A 24,670-nucleotide genomic window follows, 5' to 3' on the forward strand; every position below is an offset into this window, starting at 1 on the left:
ACTCGCAAAAAGAGTGATTTTTAGTAATAAACAATAAAAATATGGTACAATTAAGAAAAGACTTAAAAGTATAACTTAGATATTTCATAAATCATGACACAAAACGGGGGAAGTATTTAGATATGAATAAACAGATTAAGTGGTCTAAGCTTGGGTTAAAAACAGTATTTAATCTTACCTTTATTTGCTTTATTGTGGTGCCTATATTAATTGTGCTTATTGGTGTACTAAATATATTAAATAAGCAATTTAAAGTTCAGGCAATAGAAAATATATCTCGTGCGCAAGAAACGATTATGACTGAGTTATCCTCTGATATCCAAACAATGTCTATGAGACTATCTCACTTAGTACATGGCAATAATAATGAGGTATTAGATTATGCAGCGGGAACCAATACAAATGATTTAGAGAAGAGAAATGTTTATCAAAATAAATTAAATCAAGCAGGAGGCTTAGTACTAGAGCCTGTATCAGATATTATATCGGTAGGTTTTTATATGAAGGATGGCAAATCAAGCTTCTATAAGAATTCTATTAATTGGTCCTATGAAAAAATAAAGGGGACCAAATGGTATCAAACAGCTTTGCAACGTAACAACCAAGTAGTAGTAGGCTGGATAACGAGTGAAGGGCGTAATGAGTTATATAGTGGAAGTAAACAAGATAACCTGATGTTAGTGTTTGCCTTGGCACCAGATAGGAAGACAGATCGCTCTGAACGGATTGAAATGATAGCCCTTTATCAGTTATCACGTACAGGAGATAAGATGAAAGCTTATAATAAGGAATATCTAAGTGGCAAAAATAAGCTAGGTTTAATGCAGCTACGCTCGGCAGATGGAGAGATTATATTTTCTACTATTACGGATCAAGAAATGCTTTCAAGACCTACGTATACCTACGTGAAGACACCCGTTACATTGGATGAAGATACCTGGTATATTGAAAGTTATATACCTACAAAAGAATTAACAAGTGAGTTTTGGAAGACGGCAAAATATGTACTATTAGTAGCTATTGGGATGCTTCTATTAGTGGGATATTGCTCTAGGTATTTCATACGTAGTATCGTTGCACCTATAGAAAAAATTAATACAGGATTAAGACAAGTAGAAGAAGGGGAACTGGCTATACATATATCACCAGAAGGACAGTATGAAATTAGAACGATGATTCATTCCTTTAATGCCATGGTACGTAGATTACAGGCGCTTATTTCTGAGTATGAGGAGAAGATGAAACGTGTAGAAAAGTCTATGGAAACCTATTTTGAAGAACTTATGACAGGGAATATTACGCCTAAAGAAGTTATGCAGCAGTCGAAGGACTTTTTTGAGGAGAACTATGCCATTTTATACTTTGTATTAAATGATTCAAAGGGAAAAGAAATAGAGAAGATAGAAATAGAAAAAGTGATTCATTGTTTTATGAGAAATCCTAGATTTAGTGCCAGGTGTACGGTATATGTGGAAGACAGTATGCATATGTATGCCTTTTATCGTATGACAGAAGAAGCCTATTTAGATGTAACGTATCAGATGATTAGTGCCTTACAAAAAGTAGCAAAAGCTGAATTTGGCATTGAGATAGATGTCTGTATAGGGGAAAAAGTATTTGGCGGGGAAGCCTTTTATACCCAGATAGCCAAGGTAAAAGAAACACAGCTTTATAGATATTTAAAAGGAAAACAGGTGATGTTTTCTTTAGGGGATTCCCTAGTAAATAAGGTGATGTCCCTAGTACCACAGTATGAGGCGTTGGCAACTGCTATCTATGTGGCAGATGAGAGAAATATATTAAAGGAAAAAGAAAAGTTATTTAGCACCATTAATAAGATGGGTAAAGAGAAAATAGAAGAAGCTAGGTGGCAGGTACTAGCAGTTATATTAGCACTTGCTAAAAAGTTTGAAGAAGCACAGGCAAATTTTCATGAGGTTTTTGGAGAAGCAGTTCCTTATGAAATAAAGCTAGCACGTATTGAAGATATAAAGAGCCTTAAACTATGGCTTACCAATTATATAGAATGGTTGGTGGATTATGAAGCAAGTAAATTAGGGGAAAAAGAAACAGACACCATTAAGAAAGCAAAGCATTATATTAGTAGTTACTATGAAAATCCAGATTTATCTCTGGGAGAAGTAGCAGAGTATGTAGGATTAAATGAGAAATATTTTACAAGTAAGTTTTCTAAAGAGACGGGAGAGTCCTTTATGAACTACCTAATAGGCCTTCGTATGCAAAAGGCAAAAGAATTGTTAAAGACAACTACTTTTAAAATATATGAAATTGCTGAGATGGTAGGGTATCGTAATGTAGAAAGCTTTAATCGTGTTTTCAAGAAATATTATGGAATAAGTCCACTTCAATATAGAAAAACCATGTAAAATACGTGGTTTTTCTTACTTTTTGCAAGGAATTCTAACTAAAAGTGAAAAATGGTTAATCTTAAAAAGTGAAGAATGGTCAAGAAAAACAACTATAAAACCTAGTGGGTTTGGAAGCAAATAGATATGCTAAAGGTACCAAATCGAAGGAGGTATTGATTTATGAAAAGAAAACTGGTAGCAACACTTTTAACTGGGGCATTAGCCATGGCTACATTAGTAGGTTGTGGTGATTCAGGAGCAGGTACTAATCCAGGGGGCAGTACTAATCCGGCAGGCAATAATGAAACGAATCAAAGTACAGGCGCTGATTTAAAAGGAACAATTACTTTTGCTATATGGGATAATAACTTAAATACTTTTATAGAAGAACAAGATATGGTTGGAAAGTTTCAAGAACAGTACCCTAATGTAGAAATAGAAGTTGAAAAAATTAAAGATGATAGTGAGTACTGGAATACCATGAAGATTAGAACATCAGCAAATCAATTGCCAGATGTGATGTTTAATAAAACCTTTACCTTAGCTAGATTTAAAGATTACTTAGTAGATTTATCAGGAACAAAAGCTAATGCCAATAATGAACTAGCAGCAGGGTATGCTATAGACGGCAAAGTATTAGGCATCCCAATGACATCAGGCTATGAATATGTATACTATTGGAAAGATATGTTTAAGGAAGCAGGCGTAGAAGTGCCTACTACATGGGGAGAATTAGAAGAGGTATCTAAAAAACTACAAAGTCATTTTGGGGCAGCTAACCCAGACTTTATGGCAATAGCATGTGGTTTAAAAGATGAGTGGCCAGACTATCCTTATATGGAATTCATGCCAGCACTAGAGTCAGGAAATGGTCAGAACTGGAATACTATGGCGACTCAAGATGAACCATTTGCAGAAGGTACAGATATTTATAAAGCCTATCAAAAAGTAAATAGCTTATTTACTTCAGGTGTACTAGGAAAAGATCCTTTAGGACTTGGAAATGATCAAGTAACCAATCTTTTTGCTACTAAAGGTGCAGCCATGATTGCACTGGGTGACTGGGGACTTCAAAATATTCAAAATGCAGCAGAGGACACCTCTCAGCTAGGTACCTTTTATCTTCCAGTTAGAGATGCAGCAAATGACCCTTATAATGTGGTTGTTCAAGGAGACTCTTTTATGGGTGTAACTTCACAGTCTAAAAATCAAGAAGCAGCCATTGCATTTGTAGAATGGTTTTATTCTGATGCATGGTATCCAGATTACTTAGCTTATGTTTCTTCTGCATCAGCTATGAAAAATTTCCCTAAAGAAAAAGATCCTGTACTAGCAGAAGCAGATACACTTGCTCCAGATAAAGTTCTTATTATGTATGATGGTGGTGGAGATGACTTTACAGCTATTCAAAATGAAACAGCTTTTGATTACAAAAAACTTGGAGCGCAAATGGTAATGAATGGCTTTGATTTGAAGGCAGAACTTGAAACCTTAAATACAAAATGGAAAGATGCAAGAGCAAAATTAGGTATTCAGTAAAAAAGAAGAGGGCAGCCTGGGCTGCCCTCTTGCAAAACAAGGAGGAAACTATGAATAAGCTTACTAAACAACGTAATCTATTTATCATTGTATCGCTTATAGTTCCGTTAACCCTATTAATTGCTTTTGTAGTATTTCCGGCTATGGATTTATTCAAAATGAGTTTTACCAACTGGGATGGCTATTCTCCAAGTAGTAGCTTCATAGGGTTTGCGAACTACATTTCAATGTTAAAAAACAAGGACTTATGGTTATCTTTAAGAAATAATGGTATTTATTTCGTCGTACATTTATTAATGATTGTAGTAGAATTAGCCTTTGCAGTATTACTAACAAGCAAGCTAAGAGCAGCGAAGTTCTATAAAACAATGGTCTTTTTACCCTATATTATTAATGGCGTAGCCATTGCTTATGCATTTTCTTATTTCTTTTCTCCTATTAATGGTGCTTTTGATGCCATTTTACAAGCTATGAACTTAGAAGGCTGGATCCGTAATTGGTTATCAGACGAGAAGGTTGTCAACTATGTACTAGCGTTTGTGTCTTTATGGCGCTTTAGTGGTTACCACGTTATTTTGTTTATGGCAGCTTTGCAGTCTATACCAAAGGATATTGAAGAGGCAGCAGAGGTAGATGGTGCTAATACATGGCATCTCTTTAGATACATTCAGGTACCAGCTATTATGCTCATGGTAGACTTTGTACTATTTGATAATATTCGTGGGGCCTTGCAAGTATTTGATATCCCATTTGTCATGACAGCGGGAGGGCCAGGTTATGCTTCTTCTACGTTTACACTCTATACCATAAAAACCGCTTTTACCTTCTCTAACTTCGGCCTGGCATCTACTATGGCAGTGACGATTATGATTATGATTGTAGTCATCTATCTTATTCAAAATGAGCTCATTCATGGCCTCATATTAAAAGATAGGGGGAAAAAGCAATGAGATTAAGAAAATCATTTTTTGTGCAGCTTATTAAGCAACTGATTTGCTTAAGCATGGTAGCGATTGTACTAGCACCTATATTAATCACTTTATTTGCAGCCTTAAAAACGAAGGCAGATATGGTACAGACTTCACCACTTCTTTTACCAGCAATAGAAAATATAACATTCGACAATTTTAAGAAGGTACTTACAGATAAATATTTGCTGATTGGTTTTAAGAATACAGGTATTTTGCTAGTGGTTTCATTATTTTTTAATGTCATCATTGGAACCATTACAGCCTTTATCATTGAGCGTTTTGACTTTAAAGGGAAGAAATTGGTGGTGGCACTATTCTTTATTGGGATGCTCATACCAACCTTTGTGACAGAGATAGCCAGGTTTAAGGTTATTCAAGGCTTAAATCTGTACAATACATTAGCAGCACCTATTGTCATTTATATTGCCTCAGATTTGATGCAGCTTTATATTTATAGACAGTTCATTTCTAATCTATCCCCATCATTAGATGAAGCGGCACTCATTGATGGCTGTTCTTACTTTGGCTTATTTATAAAAATTATATTTCCGTTATTAGCACCTGCTACTGCAACGGTATGTATTATCAAAGCCATTACGATTATTAATGATATGTATATTCCTTATCTCTATATGCCGAAAAATAAACTAAGAACATTAACGACCTTTTTAATGAATTATTCCAATGCACAACAAGGCTCCTGGCAGAACTTGGCGGCAGGGATTATTATTATTATGATTCCTACAGTTTTACTTTATGTATTTTTCCAACGCTATATTTTAGCAGGGGTTTCTGCTGGAGCAGTAAAAGAATAAGGAGAGATAAACGATGAATGCAAAAATGACGTGGTTGGATGACCCAGAAGTATTCGGTGTAAACAAATTGGCAGCTCATAGTGACCATTTATTTTATCCTAGTAAGGAGGAAATGCTTAAGAAGGAATCTTCTCTTATGCAAAGCCTAAATGGGGTATGGCAGTTTGCTTATGCTAACAATGCCAAAGAAAGACCTATTGATTTTTATAAGCCGGAGTATGATGCCAGTGGATTTGGCAGCATAGAAGTGCCAAGCCATATTGAACTCAATCATCATGATAAAATCCACTATATCAACACCATGTATCCTTGGGAAGGCCATATCTATAGACGTCCTGTAAAGGAAGATACACCTGAGGGGATAGGGTTATTTAGTGAGGCAAGCTACAATCCTGTAGGTGCCTATAGAACCACCTTTGATTTAGCACCAGGTTTAAGGAATAAGCCTATAACCATTTGCTTTGAAGGTGTAGAACAGGCTATGTATGTCTGGTTAAATGGCGCATTTATAGGCTATGGCGAGGATAGCTTTACACCATCAGAGTTTGATTTAACACCTTTTATAAAAGAACAAGGCAATGTGCTTTGTGTAGAGGTACATAAGAGAAGCTGTGCGGCTTTCCTAGAAGATCAAGATTTCTTCCGTTTCTTTGGTATTTTTAGAAATGTAACCTTATATGCCAAACCAGAGCTTCATGTAGAAGACTTCTATGTCAAACCAGAACTAGCAGAAGATCAGAGGTCAGGTAGTTTTGGCGTAGAAATGAAACTAAGTGGCAAAGTAGTGAAGGGAACTGTAAAGATTTATTTACGTGATCAAAAAGGGAAAGAGCTTTTAGCAGCCCAAATGCCTGCTTCTGAAAAAGTCATTTTTGCACCAGTAACTTTAGAAGATATTACCCCATGGAGTCATGAAACACCTTATTTATATGAGTTTTTAATAGAGGTGTATAATGAGGCAAATGTACTAGTGGAACTAGTCCCTTATTTAGTAGGGTTTAGACGAATAGAGATTAAAAATAATATGATGCTATTAAATGGAAAAAGGCTACGTCTACTTGGCGTTAATCGCCATGAATGGAGCGCCAAAACAGGTAGAGTCATTACTAAGGAAGAAATGGTGTGGGATATAGGTTGCATGCTTCGAAATGGCATCAATGCGGTACGTACCAGTCACTATCCTAATCAAATCCCATGGTACACTTTGTGTGATGAGGCAGGGCTTTATGTGATGGCAGAAGTTAATATGGAAACACATGGTAGTTGGCAAAAGATGGGGGCAGTTGAGCCCTCTTGGAATCTACCAGGAAGTGATAAGAAATGGCTAGCAGCCGTTTTAGATCGGGCAAAGACTAACTTTGAAGTGTTTAAAAATCATCCCTCTATTTTATTCTGGTCATTAGGTAATGAATCCTATGCCGAGGAGAATATAGCTGCCATGCATGACTACTATAAAGCAGTTGATTGTAGTAGATTAGTCCATTATGAAGGCGTACATCATAATCGCGCTTATGAGGATAGAATTTCTGATGTGGAGAGCAGGATGTATGCTAGGCCAGCAGAGATTATAGCGTATTTAGAAAATCAGCCTAAGAAACCCTTTATTTTATGTGAATACATGCATGATATGGGGAATTCTCTTGGGGGGATGAAGGACTACATGGAACTATTTGACCGTTTTGAAATGTATCAAGGCGGATTTATATGGGATTTCATTGACCAAGGCTTAATGGTAAACGATGAAGTGACAGGGGCCCAGGTAATTCGTTATGGTGGAGACTTTGATGACAGACCATCGGATTATGAGTTTTCAGGTAATGGAATCGTCTTTGCCACTAGGGAAGAAAAACCAGCCATGCAGGAGGTAAAATACTACTATGAACGCTATAAATAATCAAACTTTACAACTCATTTTCGGTGATGTGACCTTAGGGGTGAGTGGAGAAGACTTTCATTATATTTTCTCCTACCAGACAGGAGGATTAGAATCTTTGAGTGTAGCAGGTAAAGAATGGCTTTATCGCACACCTAAGCCAACTTTCTGGCGTGCCACTACAGATAATGATAGAGGAAATGGTTTTTCCTACAAATCAGGTATGTGGTTAGGAGCTGATTTATTTATAAAATGCAGCAATGTGGTAGTAGCAGTAGATGGCAAGAAAGTAGAAAAGCCTATAGCACCTACTAATAATAAGTATACAGGCAAGGAGCATGCCGAAAGTGTAAGTCTTTGCTTTACCTATATAACGAATACAGTGCCAGCTGCAGAAGTAGAGGTAACCTACACAGTTCAAGTAGATGGCACCATAGAGGTAAAGGTGCATTATTATGGAAAAGAAGGCTTACCTAGCCTGCCTGTATTTGGAATGCGTTTTATTATGCCAACAAAAGCAGTAGGGTACACCTATGAAGGTTTATCTGGTGAAACCTATCCTGATCGTATGGCAGGAGGAGTGCCAGGAACTTATCATATAGAAGGCTTACCTGTAACACCGTATATGGTACCTCAGGATTGTAATGTACATATGGCAACTAAAAAACTGACAGTAACGCGTGCTACTACCTTAAATAATGCGGATACTGACAAGACTACTTTTAGTTTACAGTTTGAGGCACTAGGAGAGCCCTTTACATTTTCTTGCATACCTTATACCGCAGAAGAACTGGAAAATGCAACACATCACGAAGAATTACCACTGCCTAGAAGAACAGTTGTCTCTATACTAGGAAAAGTACGTGGTGTAGGAGGCATTGACAGTTGGGGGGCGGATGTTATGCCCCAGTATCAAATTGATGCCACTCAGGATATAAGCTATGCCTTTTCTATAAAAAGAGTGTTGATTTAGAAACATTTACAATAGGAGGAGAAGATTGTAAATTTACCTAAGGAAGAGGTCATTACTATTTAGTAGAGGGCTATAAGGAGTTCTATATTATTGATTTTGTACAAACGAAAAGGCTCTAGTAATTTATACTAGAGCCTTTATCTATTGGGCAACTATATTACCAAAGATAAAGATATAATGCTAATGCGCCTACTAATATAAGAGCATTAAGTAAATTTAAACTACTAAATAAAAGAATTGCTTTTATAAACTCATATTTTATATTACAAATAGAGAAGTCAATAAGCAATAGATGTAAGTAGTTATAAACTAGAAAGTATATTTAAAATAACAAAACTTTTGAATAAAAGGATTGTTATGTAACGTAAAAAAATATATAATATCTGCAGAAAATTTATTTATGTAAACAAATACAGAAAAGGAATTATGAAAATTAATGGAATTAGGGGGAGCCCAAGAAAGTGAAATTTTAAAGTGATCTTTTATTGCAAATTCAAAATTTAGGCTATAAGAGGTTTTTAGACGTTAATTAATTTGAGTTAAAGAAGAAGGAGAAGAAATGTTTGATTTTAAATTTGATTGGGATGAGTCACTGAATGTAGGAATCCCTTTTATCGATGAACAACACCAAGAGTTATTTAGTATAGGGAGAAAGTTAGAACAAGAAATATTAACTCAATGTATGAATGCAGATGAAAAATATCTTTTAAAACTATTATGTGAGATTAGGGAATATGTTACATATCATTTTTATGAGGAAGAGAAGCTTATTAAAGAATTAAACCCTCATTTATTTGAAAAACATAAAAATGAACACGATCAATTTATAGCGTGGGTAAATAGCATAAATTGTGGAGAGTTACTACAGAATCCACAAAAGAAGCTTAAAGAAATAAAAGAAGGATTACAAAAGTGGGTTTTTGAGCACATTTTAATTGAAGATAGGCAAGTGCTTTTGGTAGGAATTGAGTCAATGATATAGAAAGTAGGGGCATGTTTAAGAATATAAAAGACATAGGTAAAATGCAGTTGAATATTATGAAAGGCACGATATAAGAAGTGTATGAAAGATAGGCATAGAGATGGAGGCTGTATCTAGAGAAATAGTATAAATAATAGATGCTTGGTAGACCATACACATAGATAGTTATAGAATAAAAGAAGCGCCGGCAATTGAATGGATTAGCATTCATTGCCGGCTTTCCCATGTCCATTTTCTTTGTTATATACATAAGAAGAATGTATATAACAAAGTGAGGATATGTATAGTATAATAATGAGTGATAAAGTGTGGCCAGAAAACAAGCATACTTATAATGATAAGAACGTGATAAAAACAAATTTGGAAAGGGTACAGCAAGAACATGATTTACTTTTCACAATTATTGGAGACAGCTCAAATAGAAAAACTATTAAAAAGGTACCCAGTGGGCCTAGAGGTTATTAGCTTTGGTATTGGAGAGGTGCTAGATGACGTAGAACATTCAATTAGCTACTATCAAAAGGAATTCGCATCATTTAAAGACAATACACCTTTAGCTTTTCATGGCCCTTTTTTAGATTTACAACCTGGAAGCTGTGATGGAAAGGTAAGGAGTTTAACGAAAGAACGTTTTACAGCCAGTTATAAGGCAGCTCAGGCTTTTGGGAGCAAAGATATGATTTTTCATACAGGCTATCTGCCAAATGTTTATATCGACAAATACTGGTTAGAAAATGTAGCGGCTTTTTGGAAAGAATTTTTAGAAGACAAAAGTAAGGAATGTATGTTTTATATAGAAAATGTATTAGATACGGATTGGGAGTTACTAAAAGAAATAGTTGATAGAGTAAATCAGCCCAATCTTAAAGCATGTTTGGATATAGGACATGTTAATGCATATTCACATAAAACAGTAGAAGAGTGGATTAAAGTATTAGGCCAAAGAATAGGTTATGTACATCTGCATAATAATGATGGGACAAGAGATGCACATAAAGGCTTAGAGCATGGCACGCTACCCATTGAGTCCATATTGCAACAGCTTAAGCATTATGCACCTCATGCAAAGTGGAGCTTAGAAATAGGTGATGAAAAAATGCTAGAGGAATCTTTGCAGTGGCTTATCAAAAAGTACTAGAGAGTAATGTAATAATGGATAAAGTTATTGGAAAGTACTGTAGTATGGTATACAATATAAAAATACGCATGACTCATTTAGATAAGGAGAATAGAATATGGGAATGAACTTTAAAGAGAAGCTGCCAATACCTAAGGAGATTAAGGAGCAATATCCTATTTCTCAAAAGGTAGCTGAAATAAAGGCAAAAAGAGATGCAGAAATTAGAAAAATCTTCACAGGGGAATCTGATAAATTTATTGTTATTATAGGGCCATGCTCTGCAGATAATGAAGATTCAGTATGTGACTATGTAAGTAGGCTTGCAAAGGTGAATGAAAAGGTTTCAGATAGATTAATGATTATCCCTAGAATCTATACTAATAAACCTAGAACAACAGGTGAAGGCTACAAGGGTATGCTTCACCAACCAGATCCAACTAAAGACCCTGACTTATTATCAGGAATTATTGCTATTCGTAAAATGCATGTACGTGCTATTGAGGAAACAGGGCTTACTGCAGCAGATGAAATGTTATATCCAGAAAATCGTAGATATCTAGATGACATCTTATCTTATGAAGCTATTGGGGCACGCTCTGTAGAGAATCAACAACACCGTTTAACAGCTAGTGGTATGGATATTCCTGTAGGGATGAAAAATCCTACAAGTGGAGACCTTTCTGTTATGTTTAACTCTGTCGTTGCAGCTCAAAAGTCTCATAACTTTATTTATCGTGGCTGGGATGTAACAACAGATGGCAATGATCTTGCTCATGTTATTTTACGTGGCGCAGTGAATAAGAGAGGCATCTCTATTCCTAACTACCACTACGAAGATTTAATGTATATGATGGAGCTTTATGACAAGTATGACTTAGTGAACCCAGCAGCCATCATTGATGCGAATCATGCTAATTCTGGTAAGCAATATATGGAACAAATCCGTATTGTGAGTGAAGTGCTTCATAGTAGATCATACAATAATGACTTAAAGAAGCTTGTAAAAGGGGTTATGATTGAAAGCTATATCGAAGGTGGCACACAGCCAATTAGTGAGAATCAAGTATATGGTAAGTCTATTACAGACCCTTGCCTTGGCTGGGAAGAAACAGAAAAACTGCTTTATAAGATTGCAGAAAACTGCTAGACGTTTTTTAGGATAGCTGTTAGTGGAATAAAAAAGAAAGCCGGCAATGGATGATACGCTATTGCCGGCTTTCCTATGTCCATTTCTTTTATTATTTACTTACCCCCTGAGCATAGCAATAAATAAGATGAGTTCAATCACTATGTAGGCATAAAAAACAGGGGAAAACCTAACCGTTATAAAATTTTATTATTTTTAAATATTTATAATAAAGGCTTTCTAAAAACATATAAAAATAGTTATACTAAGAAAAAGAAATACTAATCCCAAAGGATGTGATAGTCTATGAGACGTATTAGTCCCTTAACAGCGCAAGTAATTGTAGATGAAATTGGCAATGAAATACATGCACACATTAATTTTATGGATGCAGATGGCTATATTATTGCAAGTACGGATGAAAACAGAATTGGTATGCTGCATGAAGGTGCACAAAAAGTGATTAGAGAGCAACTGGAGTGCTTATATGTGACGGCAGATATGGAAACGCCTACTATGAAAGCGGGTGTTAATTTACCTATTGTGATTCATGAAGCTATTGTAGGTGTGATTGGTATTACGGGTGAAGTAGAACGAGTGGTTGGCTATGGAAAGATTGTACAACATATGACACAGATTATGGTTGAAGATGGACTTATAAAAGATGAACATCGCTATGACAGGAGAGTACGATATCGCTTCTTGGAAGAATGGATATCTGGTGTGAGAAATAAGTATAATTGGGAATTTGTGGAGCGAGGAGAAAAACTGGGGATTGATGTTAGGAGACCTCGTCGTGTAATGATCATTAATATTGCTACATATCACCAGTTATCGGTAACGTTGCAGGGACAAGAAAAGCTAGAGCAGATGGAGACCACTATTCGGCATGGTGTAGAGCGTGAAGGTGAGTGCCTGTATTTACGTATGCCACCCAAACAAATTGTGTTAGTACCGATTTGCTCCAATGCACAAATGAAGCAAATAGCTGAGCGGTTAAAGGAGAAAATCTATTCCAGATATGAAGAAACGCTGCTGATAGGCATAGATAGTAACTCGAATAATGATCGTATTGTATTTAAGATGTGTGAAGAAGCAGAAAAAGCAGCGAATTGTGCAGTACCTTTAGTAAGAGAAATTGTATTTTATGACGATCTTTATATGGATTTATTTATGAATGAAATTCCATTAGGGAGCATGGAAGAATATATTAGGAAATTATTTAGTGGGCAAAGCGAGGAAGATGTGGAAGAATATATGCAACTGATAGATGTTTATTTTACTTATGAGGGTTCAATTACTCAGGCAGCTAATGCACTTTATATCCATAAAAATACCTTGCAGTATAAATTGAAGAAGATGGAGACTATTACAGGAAAGGACATACGCACTCCTTCAGAAGCAGCTGCCTACTATATTGCCAGAGAGTTTTACCAAAGATTACGGAAGAAAGAACGACTTACACGTATTTAAAACAATTCAAGGTTATTATGAATAACAATAATTTCCTCAAATATATGTTATGGAGAATATATACAAAATATTTTAAATAATATAATATTGTTAATAGATAACACCCAAGTGTATATAATGCATTGGGGATAAAAGCTATTAAAGGGGGTATTTTTATGACGGGCATTCCTTTTTTAATTGTATTTATTGTAGCAATCATTCTTATGATTGTTATGATTAGTAAGTTTAAGATTCATCCATTTCTTTCTATTATGTCCATTTCTCTGGTGTTAGGATTAATAGGAGGTATTCCTTTTGCATCCTATACCAATGCGGATGGAAGTACGGTAAGTGGTATTGCAACTGTTATTGGAAATGGTTTTTCATCTACATTTACAAGTATCGGAATCGTCATTATATTTGGTGCATTAATTGGAACGATCCTAGAGGTAACAGGAGGCGCTTTGAAGTTAGCGGATATGGTTGTTAAGCTAGTAGGTGAAAAGCATCCTGAACTTGCTATTGAAATCATGGGATGGGTAGTATCCATACCAGTATTTTGTGACTCAGGGTTTGTCATTTTAAATCCAATTCGTAAAGCCTTAGTAAAACGTACAAAGACTTCATCTGTAGCAATGACTGTTTGTTTGTCAGCAGGTTTATATGCTTCCCATGTTTTTATCCCACCTACTCCAGGACCTATTGCAGCAGCAAATACCTTAGGTGTCGGAGACCATATACTACTTGTTATGGGATTAGGTACATTAGCTTCCATTCCTGGTTTAATAGGTGCTTATTTTTATGCTAAATGGGTAGGAAAGAGAGTAAAAGCTAAGGATGAACAGGAGAATCAAGGAGAGGTTGTTCAAAGCTATGAAGAGTTAGTAGCTTCTTATGGGAAACTTCCAGGTGGTTTTATGAGTCTGGCACCTATCATTGTACCGATTTTCTTAATGGCTATGTCAAACGTATCAAGCATTTTAGGATGGAGTGGTGCAGTGAGTACAGCATTTACCTTCCTAGGAACACCTATTATTGCGTTAGCTGTAGGTGTTATATTTGGAATTATATTAATGCTTCAAGTTAACAAAGGAAGTCAGCTTTACGATATTACAAATGAAACTTTAAAAACAGTAGGTCCTATTTTATTTGTAACAGCAGCAGGTGGCGTATTAGGAAAAGTGATTGCATCTACAAGTCTAGTGGCGTTTATTACAGAAAACGCAGCAACTCTAGAGAGTATTGGTATTTTCTTCCCATTCCTTCTAGCAGCTATTTTGAAATCAGCTCAAGGTTCATCAACAGTTGCCATTACGACGACAGCAGGTATTATGGCGCCACTAATGGGGGTTTTAGGAATGGATTCAGTAGTAATGTCTGTATTATGTGTTATGGCAATAGGAGCAGGCTCTATGACAGTATCTCATGCCAATGACTCTTACTTCTGGGTAGTTACCAACTTTGGAGAAATGACACCTGAACAAGGATATAAAACACAAACAGCTGTTACATTAGTAGAAGGTATTTGTTCTATGATAGGTATCTTTATATTATCATTATTTTTACACTAGACTGGCTACATAGGTTTATTGTATAAATAGTTGAAAAACAGACCAGGCATCTAGTGATTAGTGCCTGGTCTTTGTACAAGGAGATGATGAGATGACTCTAAGAGAAGAAGCAGACTACATTGTAAATAAGGCTATTTCCTCAGCACTTCCAGATGAAGCAGTAAGACAGGCTCTAAAAACTAAAGATTTTGGTGAAGGTAAAATTTATATGGTCGCAGTAGGTAAGGCAGCATGGCAGATGGCCAAAGCTGCAAGTGACTGTTTGGATAAGAAGATTGAAAAAGGCATCTGTATTTCGAAATATGGACACATGAAGGGTGAGTTACCTAATGTAGAGTGCTATGAAGCAGGGCATCCTATACCTGATGCCAATTCCTTCAGGGCGACTCAGGTAGCGATTGATTTAATTACAGGCCTTAATGCAGAGGATACGGTACTGTTTTTGCTATCAGGTGGCGGATCTGCTTTATTTGAAAAGCCCCTTGTAAGCGAGGCGGAACTGACGGATATAACCAGGCAGCTTTTAGCTTGTGGTGCAGATATTGTGGAAATAAATATACTTCGCAAAAGATTATCAGCTGTTAAAGGCGGAAAGTTTGCAAAACTCTGTTTACCTGCTAAGGTATTTAGTGTTGTACTAAGTGATATTATTGGTGATCCACTAGATATGATTGCTTCGGGACCGGCTTATCCAGATAGTTCTACCAATGAAATGGCAAAGAAAATCATCGCCAAATACCATTTGAAATTAAGCTCAGAAGCAATGAAACTGATGGATATAGAGACACCTAAAGATCTAACACATGTTGAGACTAGGATTACGGGTTCAGTTAAATTACTTTGTAAGGCAGCAGCAGAGGCCTGTCAGCACCTTGGATACAAGACGCTTATACTAACAGATTGCTTAAATTGTGAAGCAAGAGAAGCAGGGACTTTTCTAGCAGCTATCGCCAAAACTTATCAGGGAAGTCAAGAAAGTTTAGCTTTTATTGTTGGAGGAGAGACCATAGTTCATTTAACGGGACATGGAAAAGGAGGAAGAAATCAAGAATTAGCACTTTCAGCAGCTCGTGAAATAGGAGGCTTATATCAAACGGCTCTATTAAGTGTAGGCTCAGATGGAACAGATGGACCTACAGATGCGGCTGGAGGTTATGTAGATCAAGATACTCAGGAAAAATTGAGAAAGCAGGGTATAGAAATTTTTGAGGTACTCAAGGAGAATGATTCGTATCATGCACTACAGCAGGTAGATGGTCTGATTATGACAGGGGCAACAGGAACCAATGTAAATGACGTAGCTGTCCTCTTGATTCGAAGGTGAGAACATACTTTAAACAGAATAGAGATAATCCCAGAGTATAATTTGACTCGTATGGGTTGCTTTGGCATTATAGACTTTGCCCCCCTAGAAAGTCTATAATGCCAAAGCAGCTAATAGGTCTGAAATATAAATTTCAGGCCTATTTTATATATGTCAATAATACTTTAGCTTTTCATGGTCCTTTTTTAGATTTGCAACCTGGGAGCTGTGATGGAAAGGTAAGAAGCCTAACTAAAGAGCGTTTTAATTCAATTGAAAGACAGGCTTAGAATATACATTTAAGGTCAATAATAAATAAGAATTAATTTAGAGCAATGCATAGGAGGATATTATGGCGATTCCAACGTATGATAAGATTATGTTACCTTTATTGAAGGTTATTAAAGATGGAGTTATTTATAAAAATCAAGAATGTATAGATGTATTGGCTATAGAATTTAATTTATCAGAAGAAGATTGTGCTCAAAGGTTACCAAGTGGAAAAAATATTTTTTATGATAGAGTAAATTGGGCTAAGGGATATTTAAAAAATGCAGGTTTAGTAGAAGTACCAAGTAGAGGGCAGTTTAGGATTACAGAAAGAGGGAAAAAGGTACTAGAGAGTAATATAGAAGAATTAGGAATCAATGATTTATTGAAATATGAAGAGTTTAGAGATTATTTAAGGAGAAGTAATAGAAAGATAAATGATCATCAAGAAGCATCTAATTCCACTAGCAAAGAGATCAATAAAGAGATAGATAAAACACCACAAGAATACATGGAACAGGCATTTCAAGAAATTAAGATGAACTTAGTCAGTGAAGTTTTAGATCGAGTTAAGGAAATGAACTGTTATAGATTTGAGGATTTGGTGTTAGATTTATTAGTTAAAATGGGATATGGTGGTTCAAGGGAAGAAGCGAAATTAAGTACTAAAAAATCAGGAGATGAAGGTATTGATGGCATCATCAATGAAGATAGATTAGGATTAGATAGAATTTATGTGCAAGCAAAGAGATGGAAGGATGGAACAGTAGGAAGGCCAGAAATACAAAAGTTTTCAGGTGCATTAGATGGCCCAGGAGCTACAAAAGGGATATTTATTACAACTACTAGTTTCACCAAAGAAGCAATAGAATATAGTAGGGGGCTAAGCAGTAAAAAAATAATTTTAATTGACGGTAAGTTATTGGCAAGTCTAATGGTAGATTTTAATGTTGGTGTATCGGTAGAGAATACTTATGAAGTCAAAAGAATAGACACAGATTATTTCATTGAAGAATGAAGACAAGGGTTTGGTTATTATAGGGAACGGTATAATATTGTAAGGTAAAGTAGTATGACAAAAATCACTTATTAGAACTAGCAAATCTAGTTTCCTTATAGGTGGTTTTTTGTTTCAAAAATTAAAAGCAATTTTAGGGAATCATCTTCTAGGTCGCATATATAGAAGTGAATAACTGGTAAATGAGGCAAGACTTATAGCAAGAATCACAAAGAAAAATATCTTACTTACCTTTGAGAAGAGTGTTATTAAAGGAGTGAAATAAAATATCATTAGCCCTTAAGGGGGTCTTATAAGTGATAAAATTGGAGAACAATGACAGATATTATCGTTGCGAAAACGTTAGATAAAGAAAGGTTAGTAGCTAGTAAGGTAGGAGCTAAATAGGTTGTTCAGTAGGAGGAAGCTATTACACTTACATAGAAAGGAAGAGTGGCTATTTTTATTAATGAATTTGGTGAAAAGCAATTTTATAAAAAATAATTTAAATATTTAAAATATAGTGTATAATTAAGAGCGAAAATATAATATTAGGGGGCATTTAAAGAATGGTAAGTAAAAAAAGAGTATTTTTAAGGATAACTGTGTTATTAGTAATACTAATGCAATTCTGCATAGGAAGTATAGTAGTCTATGCAAAGACAACACCTGACGGATTTATATATCAGAATATGGGGAGTGTAATTTGGATTTCCGGTTATGAAGGAAATCAAAGTGACATACAAATTCCTGAGAGTATTGATGGAAAACCTGTAACAGTAATAGCCGCCCAAAGTTTTTATAACAATAAAGTTATCAAGAGTGTGCAAATACCATCTAGTATAACAAGTATAGGATCTCAAGCATTTAGCAAATGCACTAATTTAACAAGCATTAATATCCCATTTGATATTACTGAAATAAAATCAATGACATTTCAAGGTTGCACAAGCTTGGAGTATATAGAACTTCCGGGGAATATACAAAAAATTGGAAGCTTAACTTTTAGTGATTGTACAAGTTTAAAGAGTATTTCTATTCCAGTTGGAGTAACAGTTATTGAGGATAGTAGTTTTGCTAGTTGTAGTCGATTAGATACAGTGGTTATACCTAATAGTGTAGTTACAATAGAGAAAAGAGCTTTTAAAGATTGTATAAAATTAAAACAAATTGATTTACCCAATGAGATTGTTTCGATAGGGACAAGTAGCTTTGAAAACTGTACAAGTTTACTAGGAATTGAACTTCCTGAAAATTTAACAAAGATTGAATCAAGATTATTTTACGGTTGTACAAGTTTAGTAGCAGTAGATATACCAGAAAAGGTTGCAGAGATAGGCTCTTATGCGTTTTATGAATGTAGTCAGTTGCAAGCTATTAATATACCAGAAAGTGTGATTAAAATAAATTCAAGAAGTTTTTATGGCTGCGCCAATAATCTTACAATCTATGGGCTTGCAGAATCTTATGTAGCAACTTATGCTACAAAAAATAAAGTAAAGTTTATTAGTCAACAAGGAAATACAGGGATTGTATTAATTTTAAAAGCCATAAAAAATGATATTAATCAATGGGAGATTATAGCAATTATAAAAGGAGAAGGAGAGAAAGCAGCAACTAACGTTAAGGTAAAACTAAATCTACCAGATAGTTTGGAACTAGTTGAAGGAAATATGGAAGTAAGTGTAGGTACAGTTAAGCAAGGAGAAGAGAAACAAGTCTCTTGGTTAGTAAAAGAAGTATTAAATGAGAAGCAAGCATATAGTGTGGTTGCATTAGCAGAGGATAGTGAAGTTCTAATTGAAACAAACAACCTACCATAGACAAAAAGTCATATGCATTAATATTTTGGGGTGAAATTCTGATAAACAACACATGGTAATCAAAAAGTCATCACTTTTCAGTTATAAAATAAGAATATCTAAAATATATACTTTATCATTCATTCTTTAAAAAAATGAATGGCTAAAAGAGGCGTTCTTAAAAGGTAAAGCAACCTTTGAGAGCGCCTCTTTTAGTGTAGTTTTTTTTCTATCTAACAAAAAATAGGTTAAACAGTAATAAAACCTCGCTCATACCAATATCTAAAATAAGATAATGTTGAATATTAGCTTTACTGGTGTTAGAAATAGTCTTTTATTTAGAAAATGATTATAATAGACATATCGAATAATCGGTATAAAGCACATCGTAAAGGAGGAAGAAAAGACATGAATAGAGCGACTCACCTTTGTCGTATTCCGTGTAATTCGTTGCCACTAGTGGGTGAAGCAGATTTTGGGCTTTCTCTCAAACCAATGGTGCATTGCGATAGAATTGCAGAATTTAATGTTCTTATTTATGTACTAAAAGGCGGTATGCAAATAGTGGAAGATGGCACTATATATGAATTATCGCCTCATACTTTATTTTTCTTAAAGAGTGGCGTGCATCATTGGGGAGAAAAGCATTTTGAAAGTGGGACAGCATGGTATTATATACATTTTTATAATAATGAACCCCCTTTAAATATGCCACAGCTGAAAAATAATAGGATTTATGGTGGTCCTAAATATTTATCACCATCGGATTTCAATTGCTATATAACCGTTCCTAAGCTTTTAAATTTACCAATTGGCAATGAATTTGAAAAGGAAATTGAAAAATTGATTGATTTGTTTAAGTCAGCAGTTGCAACGGATATGATTAGAGCAAATGTCATGTTGTGGGAAATTCTCCTGCATAGCTTTGATATTGCACAAGGCAAAGTTGAAAGTTCAAAAGAGGATAGGCGAACACAAAGTGTCATTGATTTCCTTGAGCAGAATTACTGTCGGAATTTTACTGCTGAGGAACTTGGAAAAGCAGTTGGATTGACGTACAAGTATATTGGCACCCTATTTAAAGTGAAAACAGGTATGACGATTAAAGAATATCAATTAATGCTGAGAATGAGGAAAGCAGAGCGGTTACTATGTGAAACAGAAATGTCAGTAGCGGAAATTGCAAGTGAAACCGGGTTTTATGATACATTTTATTTCAGCAAAATATTCAAGCGCAAAAATGAAATATCTCCTCTAAAATTTAGAAATGTTTATGTCCCAAGGATTTAATATCAATCAGAAAAAAATACATAAATTCCGGAATATAATCCATGTTATCTGCCTCAGTTAAGGAATATTATACATATATAAGAGTAACGAGGGAGGCTAAGACATGAATGATATGTTAAAGAAATTTACAGTTACAGATAAATTTTTTGGATATTACGAAGCACTTATTAAGGATACGGTGGTGCCCTATCAGGAAAAGGTATTAAACGATCAAATTGAAGGTGCTGAAAAGAGTCATGCCATAGAAAACTTTAGATTAGCAGCGAAGGTGATTGAAACAGAAAAATGTGATGAAGCCTTTTATGGAATGATCTTTCAAGATAGTGATGTTGCAAAGTGGCTTGAAGCCGCTGCTTATACACTATTAATGCATTCAGATGAGGAGCTTGAAAAACGTTGTGATGAGGTGATTGACTTAATTGGCCGTGCGCAACATCAGGATGGGTATCTTAATACCTACTTTACTGTGAAAGAACCGGACAAGCGCTGGACTAATCTTGAGGAAGCACATGAGCTTTACTGTGCGGGGCATATGATGGAAGCTGCTGTTACTTATGCTGAATGTACAGGGAAAACAAAGTTACTTGATATAATGTGTCGTATGGCAGACCATATTTATGAACGCTTTATTGAGGATGAAGTACCAGGATATCCAGGACACCCTGAAGTTGAACTTGCTCTGATGAGGCTGTACAGATTTACGAAAAATGAGAAGTATAAGCGTCTTGCTCAGCACTTTATTGACGTTAGAGGTGTGGATAGTGATTATTTTATAAAGGAAAGTGAGTGTTACAACTGGACTGTTTGGGGTAATGACTGCAACAATAAGGAATATACCCAAAATCATCTTCCTGTAAGGGAACAGACAAAAGCCGTTGGGCATGCCGTTCGAGCAGTTTACCTTTACACAGGTATGGCTGATGTGGCAGTAGAGACTAGTGATGAAAGTCTAAAAAAAGCTTGTGAGACACTTTGGGAGAATATTACTAAGTGCAGAATGTATGTCACAGGTGCTATTGGTTCAGCTTATGAGGGAGAAGCTTTTACCAAGGACTATCACCTGCCTAATGATACAGCTTATGCTGAGACCTGTGCGGCAATCGGCTTGATTTTCTTCGCAAGAAAGATGATTGACCTTGAAAAGAACAATGAATATGCTGATATTATGGAACGCGCCCTTTATAACTGTGTCCTTGCAGGCATGCAGCTAGATGGAACAAAGTTCTTTTATGTCAATCCTCTAGAGAGCATACCTGGCATATCTGGGGAAGCCGTTACTCACCGTCATGCACTACCACAGCGTCCAAAGTGGTTTACTTGTGCATGCTGTCCTCCTAATGTGGCGAGGCTTTTATCCTCTATGGGAAGATATGCATGGAGTGAAGAAGGAAATACGGTTTATTCTCATCTTTTCATTGGGGGAACACTTGATCTGACCGACACTTTACACGGCAAAATTAAAGTTGAAACCAGCTACCCTTATGGAAACCAGGTTCGCTATAGATTTGAGCCAAATGATGAATCCATGGATTTAACTCTGGCAATTAGACTACCACTTTGGAGTGAAAATACAAGCATCATGCTAGATGAAAAGAAAGCTAATTATGAAATCAGAAATGGATATGTTTATCTTACTAAGGCGTTTACCCAGGAGGATATGGTAACTGTAACTTTTGATATGAACGTCAAACGTATTTTTGCTTCTAGTAAGATTACAGCTGATAGTGGCAAGGTGGCATTTTCAAGAGGCCCATTGATTTATTGCGCTGAGGGGATTGATAATGCTGGAGACGTCTTTAGCCTGAGAGCAAAGAAAGATGGAGAGATTGAAGCTTATAGTTCTGAAAAACTAAATGGTATTGTTGAGATTAAAATTGATGGGTATAAGGTGAGTGAGAGTAAGCTAATTTATTCTACCGTACGTCCAGAAGTACAACCTTGTAAGATTACCCTTATTCCCTATTATACATGGGGCAATCGAGGGATTAATCAGATGCGCGTATGGCTTCCAGAAGAATAATGAAAACATATTTTGCATAGACCAAGTTATTATATGATTAATACTTTAGGAGAAAGGCTATTTTTATAGTTAGTAGAAGCTAACTTAGAAATAGCTTTTTTTATTTACAAAAACTTGCTTCTAAATATATACAAGTAAAAATACGAGAAAGGTAATATATTAAGAATATTTAAAAAATATAAAATATATGATACAATTTTAGTTGTTAATTATAAAATGAAGATTATAGGAGGAAGAGTATGAATAAGAAGATAAAGAAATTACTAGTAGGGATAGTATCTGCTACATTAGTTATGACGGCTAGTGGGGGCATTTATGGACAAGCTATTGAAGCAGAACAAATTCGCATACAAGCTAATGTTGGAGAAGTACAAGTCATAGAACCTAATATATTTATATTTTTACCTAGAACTAAGCAAACTGGTAATCATGAGCTAAGAATTCTTTGCCAGGTACCTAAAGAGAGTCAAAGTGCTTTATGTGAGGTTTATCAAAACGGTAAACTAATTAAGACTTACGATATTTTAGAAACATCAATACAAGAAATGAATGGTTTCATTTTAGAAGTTCCTATTGCTGAAGTTGGTAAATATACTTACAAGGCCAATCTTATTATTGACGGAGTTAAGGTAAAGGAAGTTACTAGTCTTGAGGTAGAGCAATATAAAGAGATGCAACCTGCAAAGTTAATTTGTAAAACAAATAGTACAGGTGATGTACTCATTAGATCTGTTTTACTTCATTATGGTGAGTTAAAGAAATATGTGCTTTATGAAAATGGCAAACCTATAGAGGAAAGAAAAGTAGATAATGCCTATGTTAATAAAGATATTGAAATTCCTAATTTTGTTATTAAAAATAGACAGCCAGGTACGTATACTTATGAGATTATAGCTTATGGTAATAATACAGAGGGGGTAGTAAGTATACCTGCCATAGTTGAAGTAAAAGAAGCAACTAAAATATTAAAAACAGGGGAATTGAAGGTAACGAAGGTAGGAGAAGAAGAGGAAACAGGGATAGATGTGCTAACTATAGATATTAATATTCCTGAAGCATCTGGTGCTACTAAGTATGAGGTATATTATAATGGTATTATTGTTTTGTCAGGAGATGTAGAACAAGATCGTAATGCCATAGCAGCTATTGAAAAGCAATTAGACTATAGAGGTAGCTTAAGCTTAATAGGAGATTGGCAACTGGTTTTAAGTAATGAGGAAGGATATACTATAAGTGAGAGTCAGATCTTTACAAGAGAAGTACCTATTACTCATACAGCAATCAGTAAAAATGAGGATAACACACTTCAGCTTTTATGGGAAAATGCAACGGATGAAGAATATGTGGTATTTGTTTATGAAAATGATAGAATTGTATATACATTACTATGTGGGGCAGGATCAGAAAATCAAGTAAAGATTCCTGTTCATTCTAGTATTAAATCTGGAGATACAGCTCAATATCATCTAGAAGCATTATATGGCGAGGGGCTTTATAAATCAGAGGTCTTGAGTTATAAAATACCTGAATTAGAACTAGTACCAGCAGGACCAGTGCCAGCAGAACCTGTGGTTGCTCATAATTGTTGGAATGGAGAACAAAATTATAGTATCACATTTAATATGTGGTATGGTGTGAATGGTACTTCTTGGAGATTGTATGAAAATGATAAACTTATTTTTGAAGAATCATTAGTGGCTAATGGAACAAGTGCTCAACAAGGCAATGCCAACATGAAGAATAAGGTAGCTGGAACATATACGTATTATGCTGAATTAGTTAATGAAAATGGGGTTACAAAATCTAAGCCTATTACAGTAACGGTTAATCCAATCCTACCAGGAACACCTGTTTTGTCTTATCAAAGTAATAATAATACAGCCTATACTATTGATATGAATATGTGGTATGGCAATAACGGTAGTGAGTGGGAGCTTTATGAGAATGATAAGCTTATTATTACTAGGCCTCTAAAAGTAAATGACAAAAATGCTCAAAAAGATAGTTATATCATAGAAAATCAAATACCAGGGACCTATACTTATTATGCTGTATTAGTAGGAAGAGATGGAAAGACAACATCAGAACCTATTACAGTTAATGTATCCTATTAGCCTCAATCTTGGATGAAAAATAGGCCTATAAGTACATGTTTTTCTATTATTATGATAGTACAACCAGAGAGGAATATTTTCCA

The 24,670-nt window shown here is 35.3% G+C and carries 17 protein-coding genes; all 17 read left to right on the forward strand.

Translation table 11 applies throughout. From position 1 onward, the window contains the following. Window positions 1-122: 122 nt before the first annotated feature. The 17 genes from CLOLE_RS21490 (at window position 123) to CLOLE_RS01530 (ending at window position 24,587) form a co-directional block, all read left to right on the forward strand. Window positions 123-2,387: a helix-turn-helix domain-containing protein gene (locus CLOLE_RS21490; protein ID WP_013655298.1), complete on the forward strand. Its 2,265-nt coding sequence runs from the start codon at window positions 123-125 to the stop codon at window positions 2,385-2,387. Between the two features lie 162 nt (window positions 2,388-2,549). Beyond that, window positions 2,550-3,908: an ABC transporter substrate-binding protein gene (locus CLOLE_RS01455; RefSeq protein WP_013655299.1), complete on the forward strand. Its 1,359-nt coding sequence runs from the start codon at window positions 2,550-2,552 to the stop codon at window positions 3,906-3,908. A 50-nt stretch (window positions 3,909-3,958) separates the two neighbouring features. Continuing rightward, on the forward strand, window positions 3,959-4,858 hold the full coding sequence (locus tag CLOLE_RS01460) for a carbohydrate ABC transporter permease (RefSeq protein WP_013655300.1): 900 nt from the start codon (window positions 3,959-3,961) through the stop codon (window positions 4,856-4,858). Continuing rightward, entirely contained in the window at window positions 4,855-5,694 is an 840-nt protein-coding gene (locus CLOLE_RS01465; RefSeq protein WP_013655301.1) for a carbohydrate ABC transporter permease, read from the forward strand. The genes CLOLE_RS01460 and CLOLE_RS01465 overlap by 4 nt, the downstream gene beginning before the upstream one ends. A gap of 13 nt (window positions 5,695-5,707) precedes the next feature. Beyond that, on the forward strand, window positions 5,708-7,588 hold the full coding sequence (locus tag CLOLE_RS01470; protein WP_013655302.1) for a glycoside hydrolase family 2 TIM barrel-domain containing protein: 1,881 nt from the start codon (window positions 5,708-5,710) through the stop codon (window positions 7,586-7,588). Continuing rightward, window positions 7,572-8,540, forward strand: coding sequence for a beta-galactosidase small subunit (locus CLOLE_RS01475; protein WP_013655303.1), 969 nt, complete (start codon window positions 7,572-7,574; stop codon window positions 8,538-8,540). Before CLOLE_RS01470 ends, CLOLE_RS01475 begins: the two co-directional genes overlap by 17 nt. 559 nt (window positions 8,541-9,099) lie before the next feature. Continuing rightward, on the forward strand, window positions 9,100-9,522 hold the full coding sequence (locus tag CLOLE_RS01480) for a bacteriohemerythrin (protein WP_013655304.1): 423 nt from the start codon (window positions 9,100-9,102) through the stop codon (window positions 9,520-9,522). Window positions 9,523-9,904: 382 nt separating this feature from the next. Then, window positions 9,905-10,660: a sugar phosphate isomerase/epimerase family protein gene (locus CLOLE_RS01485; protein WP_013655305.1), complete on the forward strand. Its 756-nt coding sequence runs from the start codon at window positions 9,905-9,907 to the stop codon at window positions 10,658-10,660. A 97-nt stretch (window positions 10,661-10,757) separates the two neighbouring features. After that, window positions 10,758-11,789, forward strand: coding sequence for a 3-deoxy-7-phosphoheptulonate synthase (locus CLOLE_RS01490; RefSeq protein ID WP_013655306.1), 1,032 nt, complete (start codon window positions 10,758-10,760; stop codon window positions 11,787-11,789). A 285-nt stretch (window positions 11,790-12,074) separates the two neighbouring features. Then, a complete protein-coding gene (locus CLOLE_RS01495; RefSeq protein ID WP_013655307.1) occupies window positions 12,075-13,241 on the forward strand; it encodes a CdaR family transcriptional regulator in 1,167 nt (388 codons plus the stop codon). Between the two features lie 155 nt (window positions 13,242-13,396). Beyond that, the gene (locus tag CLOLE_RS01500) at window positions 13,397-14,791 is read left to right on the forward strand and encodes a GntP family permease (protein WP_013655308.1); all 1,395 of its coding nucleotides are present in this window, start codon (window positions 13,397-13,399) and stop codon (window positions 14,789-14,791) included. Between the two features lie 91 nt (window positions 14,792-14,882). Continuing rightward, the gene (locus CLOLE_RS01505) at window positions 14,883-16,115 is read left to right on the forward strand and encodes a glycerate kinase type-2 family protein (RefSeq protein ID WP_013655309.1); all 1,233 of its coding nucleotides are present in this window, start codon (window positions 14,883-14,885) and stop codon (window positions 16,113-16,115) included. Between the two features lie 331 nt (window positions 16,116-16,446). Beyond that, a complete protein-coding gene (locus CLOLE_RS01510; RefSeq protein WP_013655310.1) occupies window positions 16,447-17,382 on the forward strand; it encodes a restriction endonuclease in 936 nt (311 codons plus the stop codon). A 548-nt stretch (window positions 17,383-17,930) separates the two neighbouring features. Next, window positions 17,931-19,184, forward strand: a complete 1,254-nt coding sequence (locus tag CLOLE_RS21495; RefSeq protein ID WP_013655311.1) for a leucine-rich repeat domain-containing protein — start codon at window positions 17,931-17,933, stop codon at window positions 19,182-19,184. A 387-nt stretch (window positions 19,185-19,571) separates the two neighbouring features. Continuing rightward, complete coding sequence (locus tag CLOLE_RS01520; RefSeq protein WP_013655312.1) at window positions 19,572-20,453, forward strand: helix-turn-helix domain-containing protein; 882 nt, start codon at window positions 19,572-19,574, stop codon at window positions 20,451-20,453. Window positions 20,454-20,556: 103 nt separating this feature from the next. After that, the gene (locus CLOLE_RS01525) at window positions 20,557-22,473 is read left to right on the forward strand and encodes a glycoside hydrolase family 127 protein (RefSeq protein WP_013655313.1); all 1,917 of its coding nucleotides are present in this window, start codon (window positions 20,557-20,559) and stop codon (window positions 22,471-22,473) included. Window positions 22,474-22,712: 239 nt separating this feature from the next. Further along, window positions 22,713-24,587, forward strand: a complete 1,875-nt coding sequence (locus CLOLE_RS01530) for a chitinase N-terminal domain-containing protein (protein WP_013655314.1) — start codon at window positions 22,713-22,715, stop codon at window positions 24,585-24,587. Window positions 24,588-24,670: the final 83 nt, after the last annotated feature.

The organism is Cellulosilyticum lentocellum DSM 5427, assembly GCF_000178835.2.
Classification (GTDB): Bacteria; Bacillota; Clostridia; order Lachnospirales; family Cellulosilyticaceae; genus Cellulosilyticum; species Cellulosilyticum lentocellum.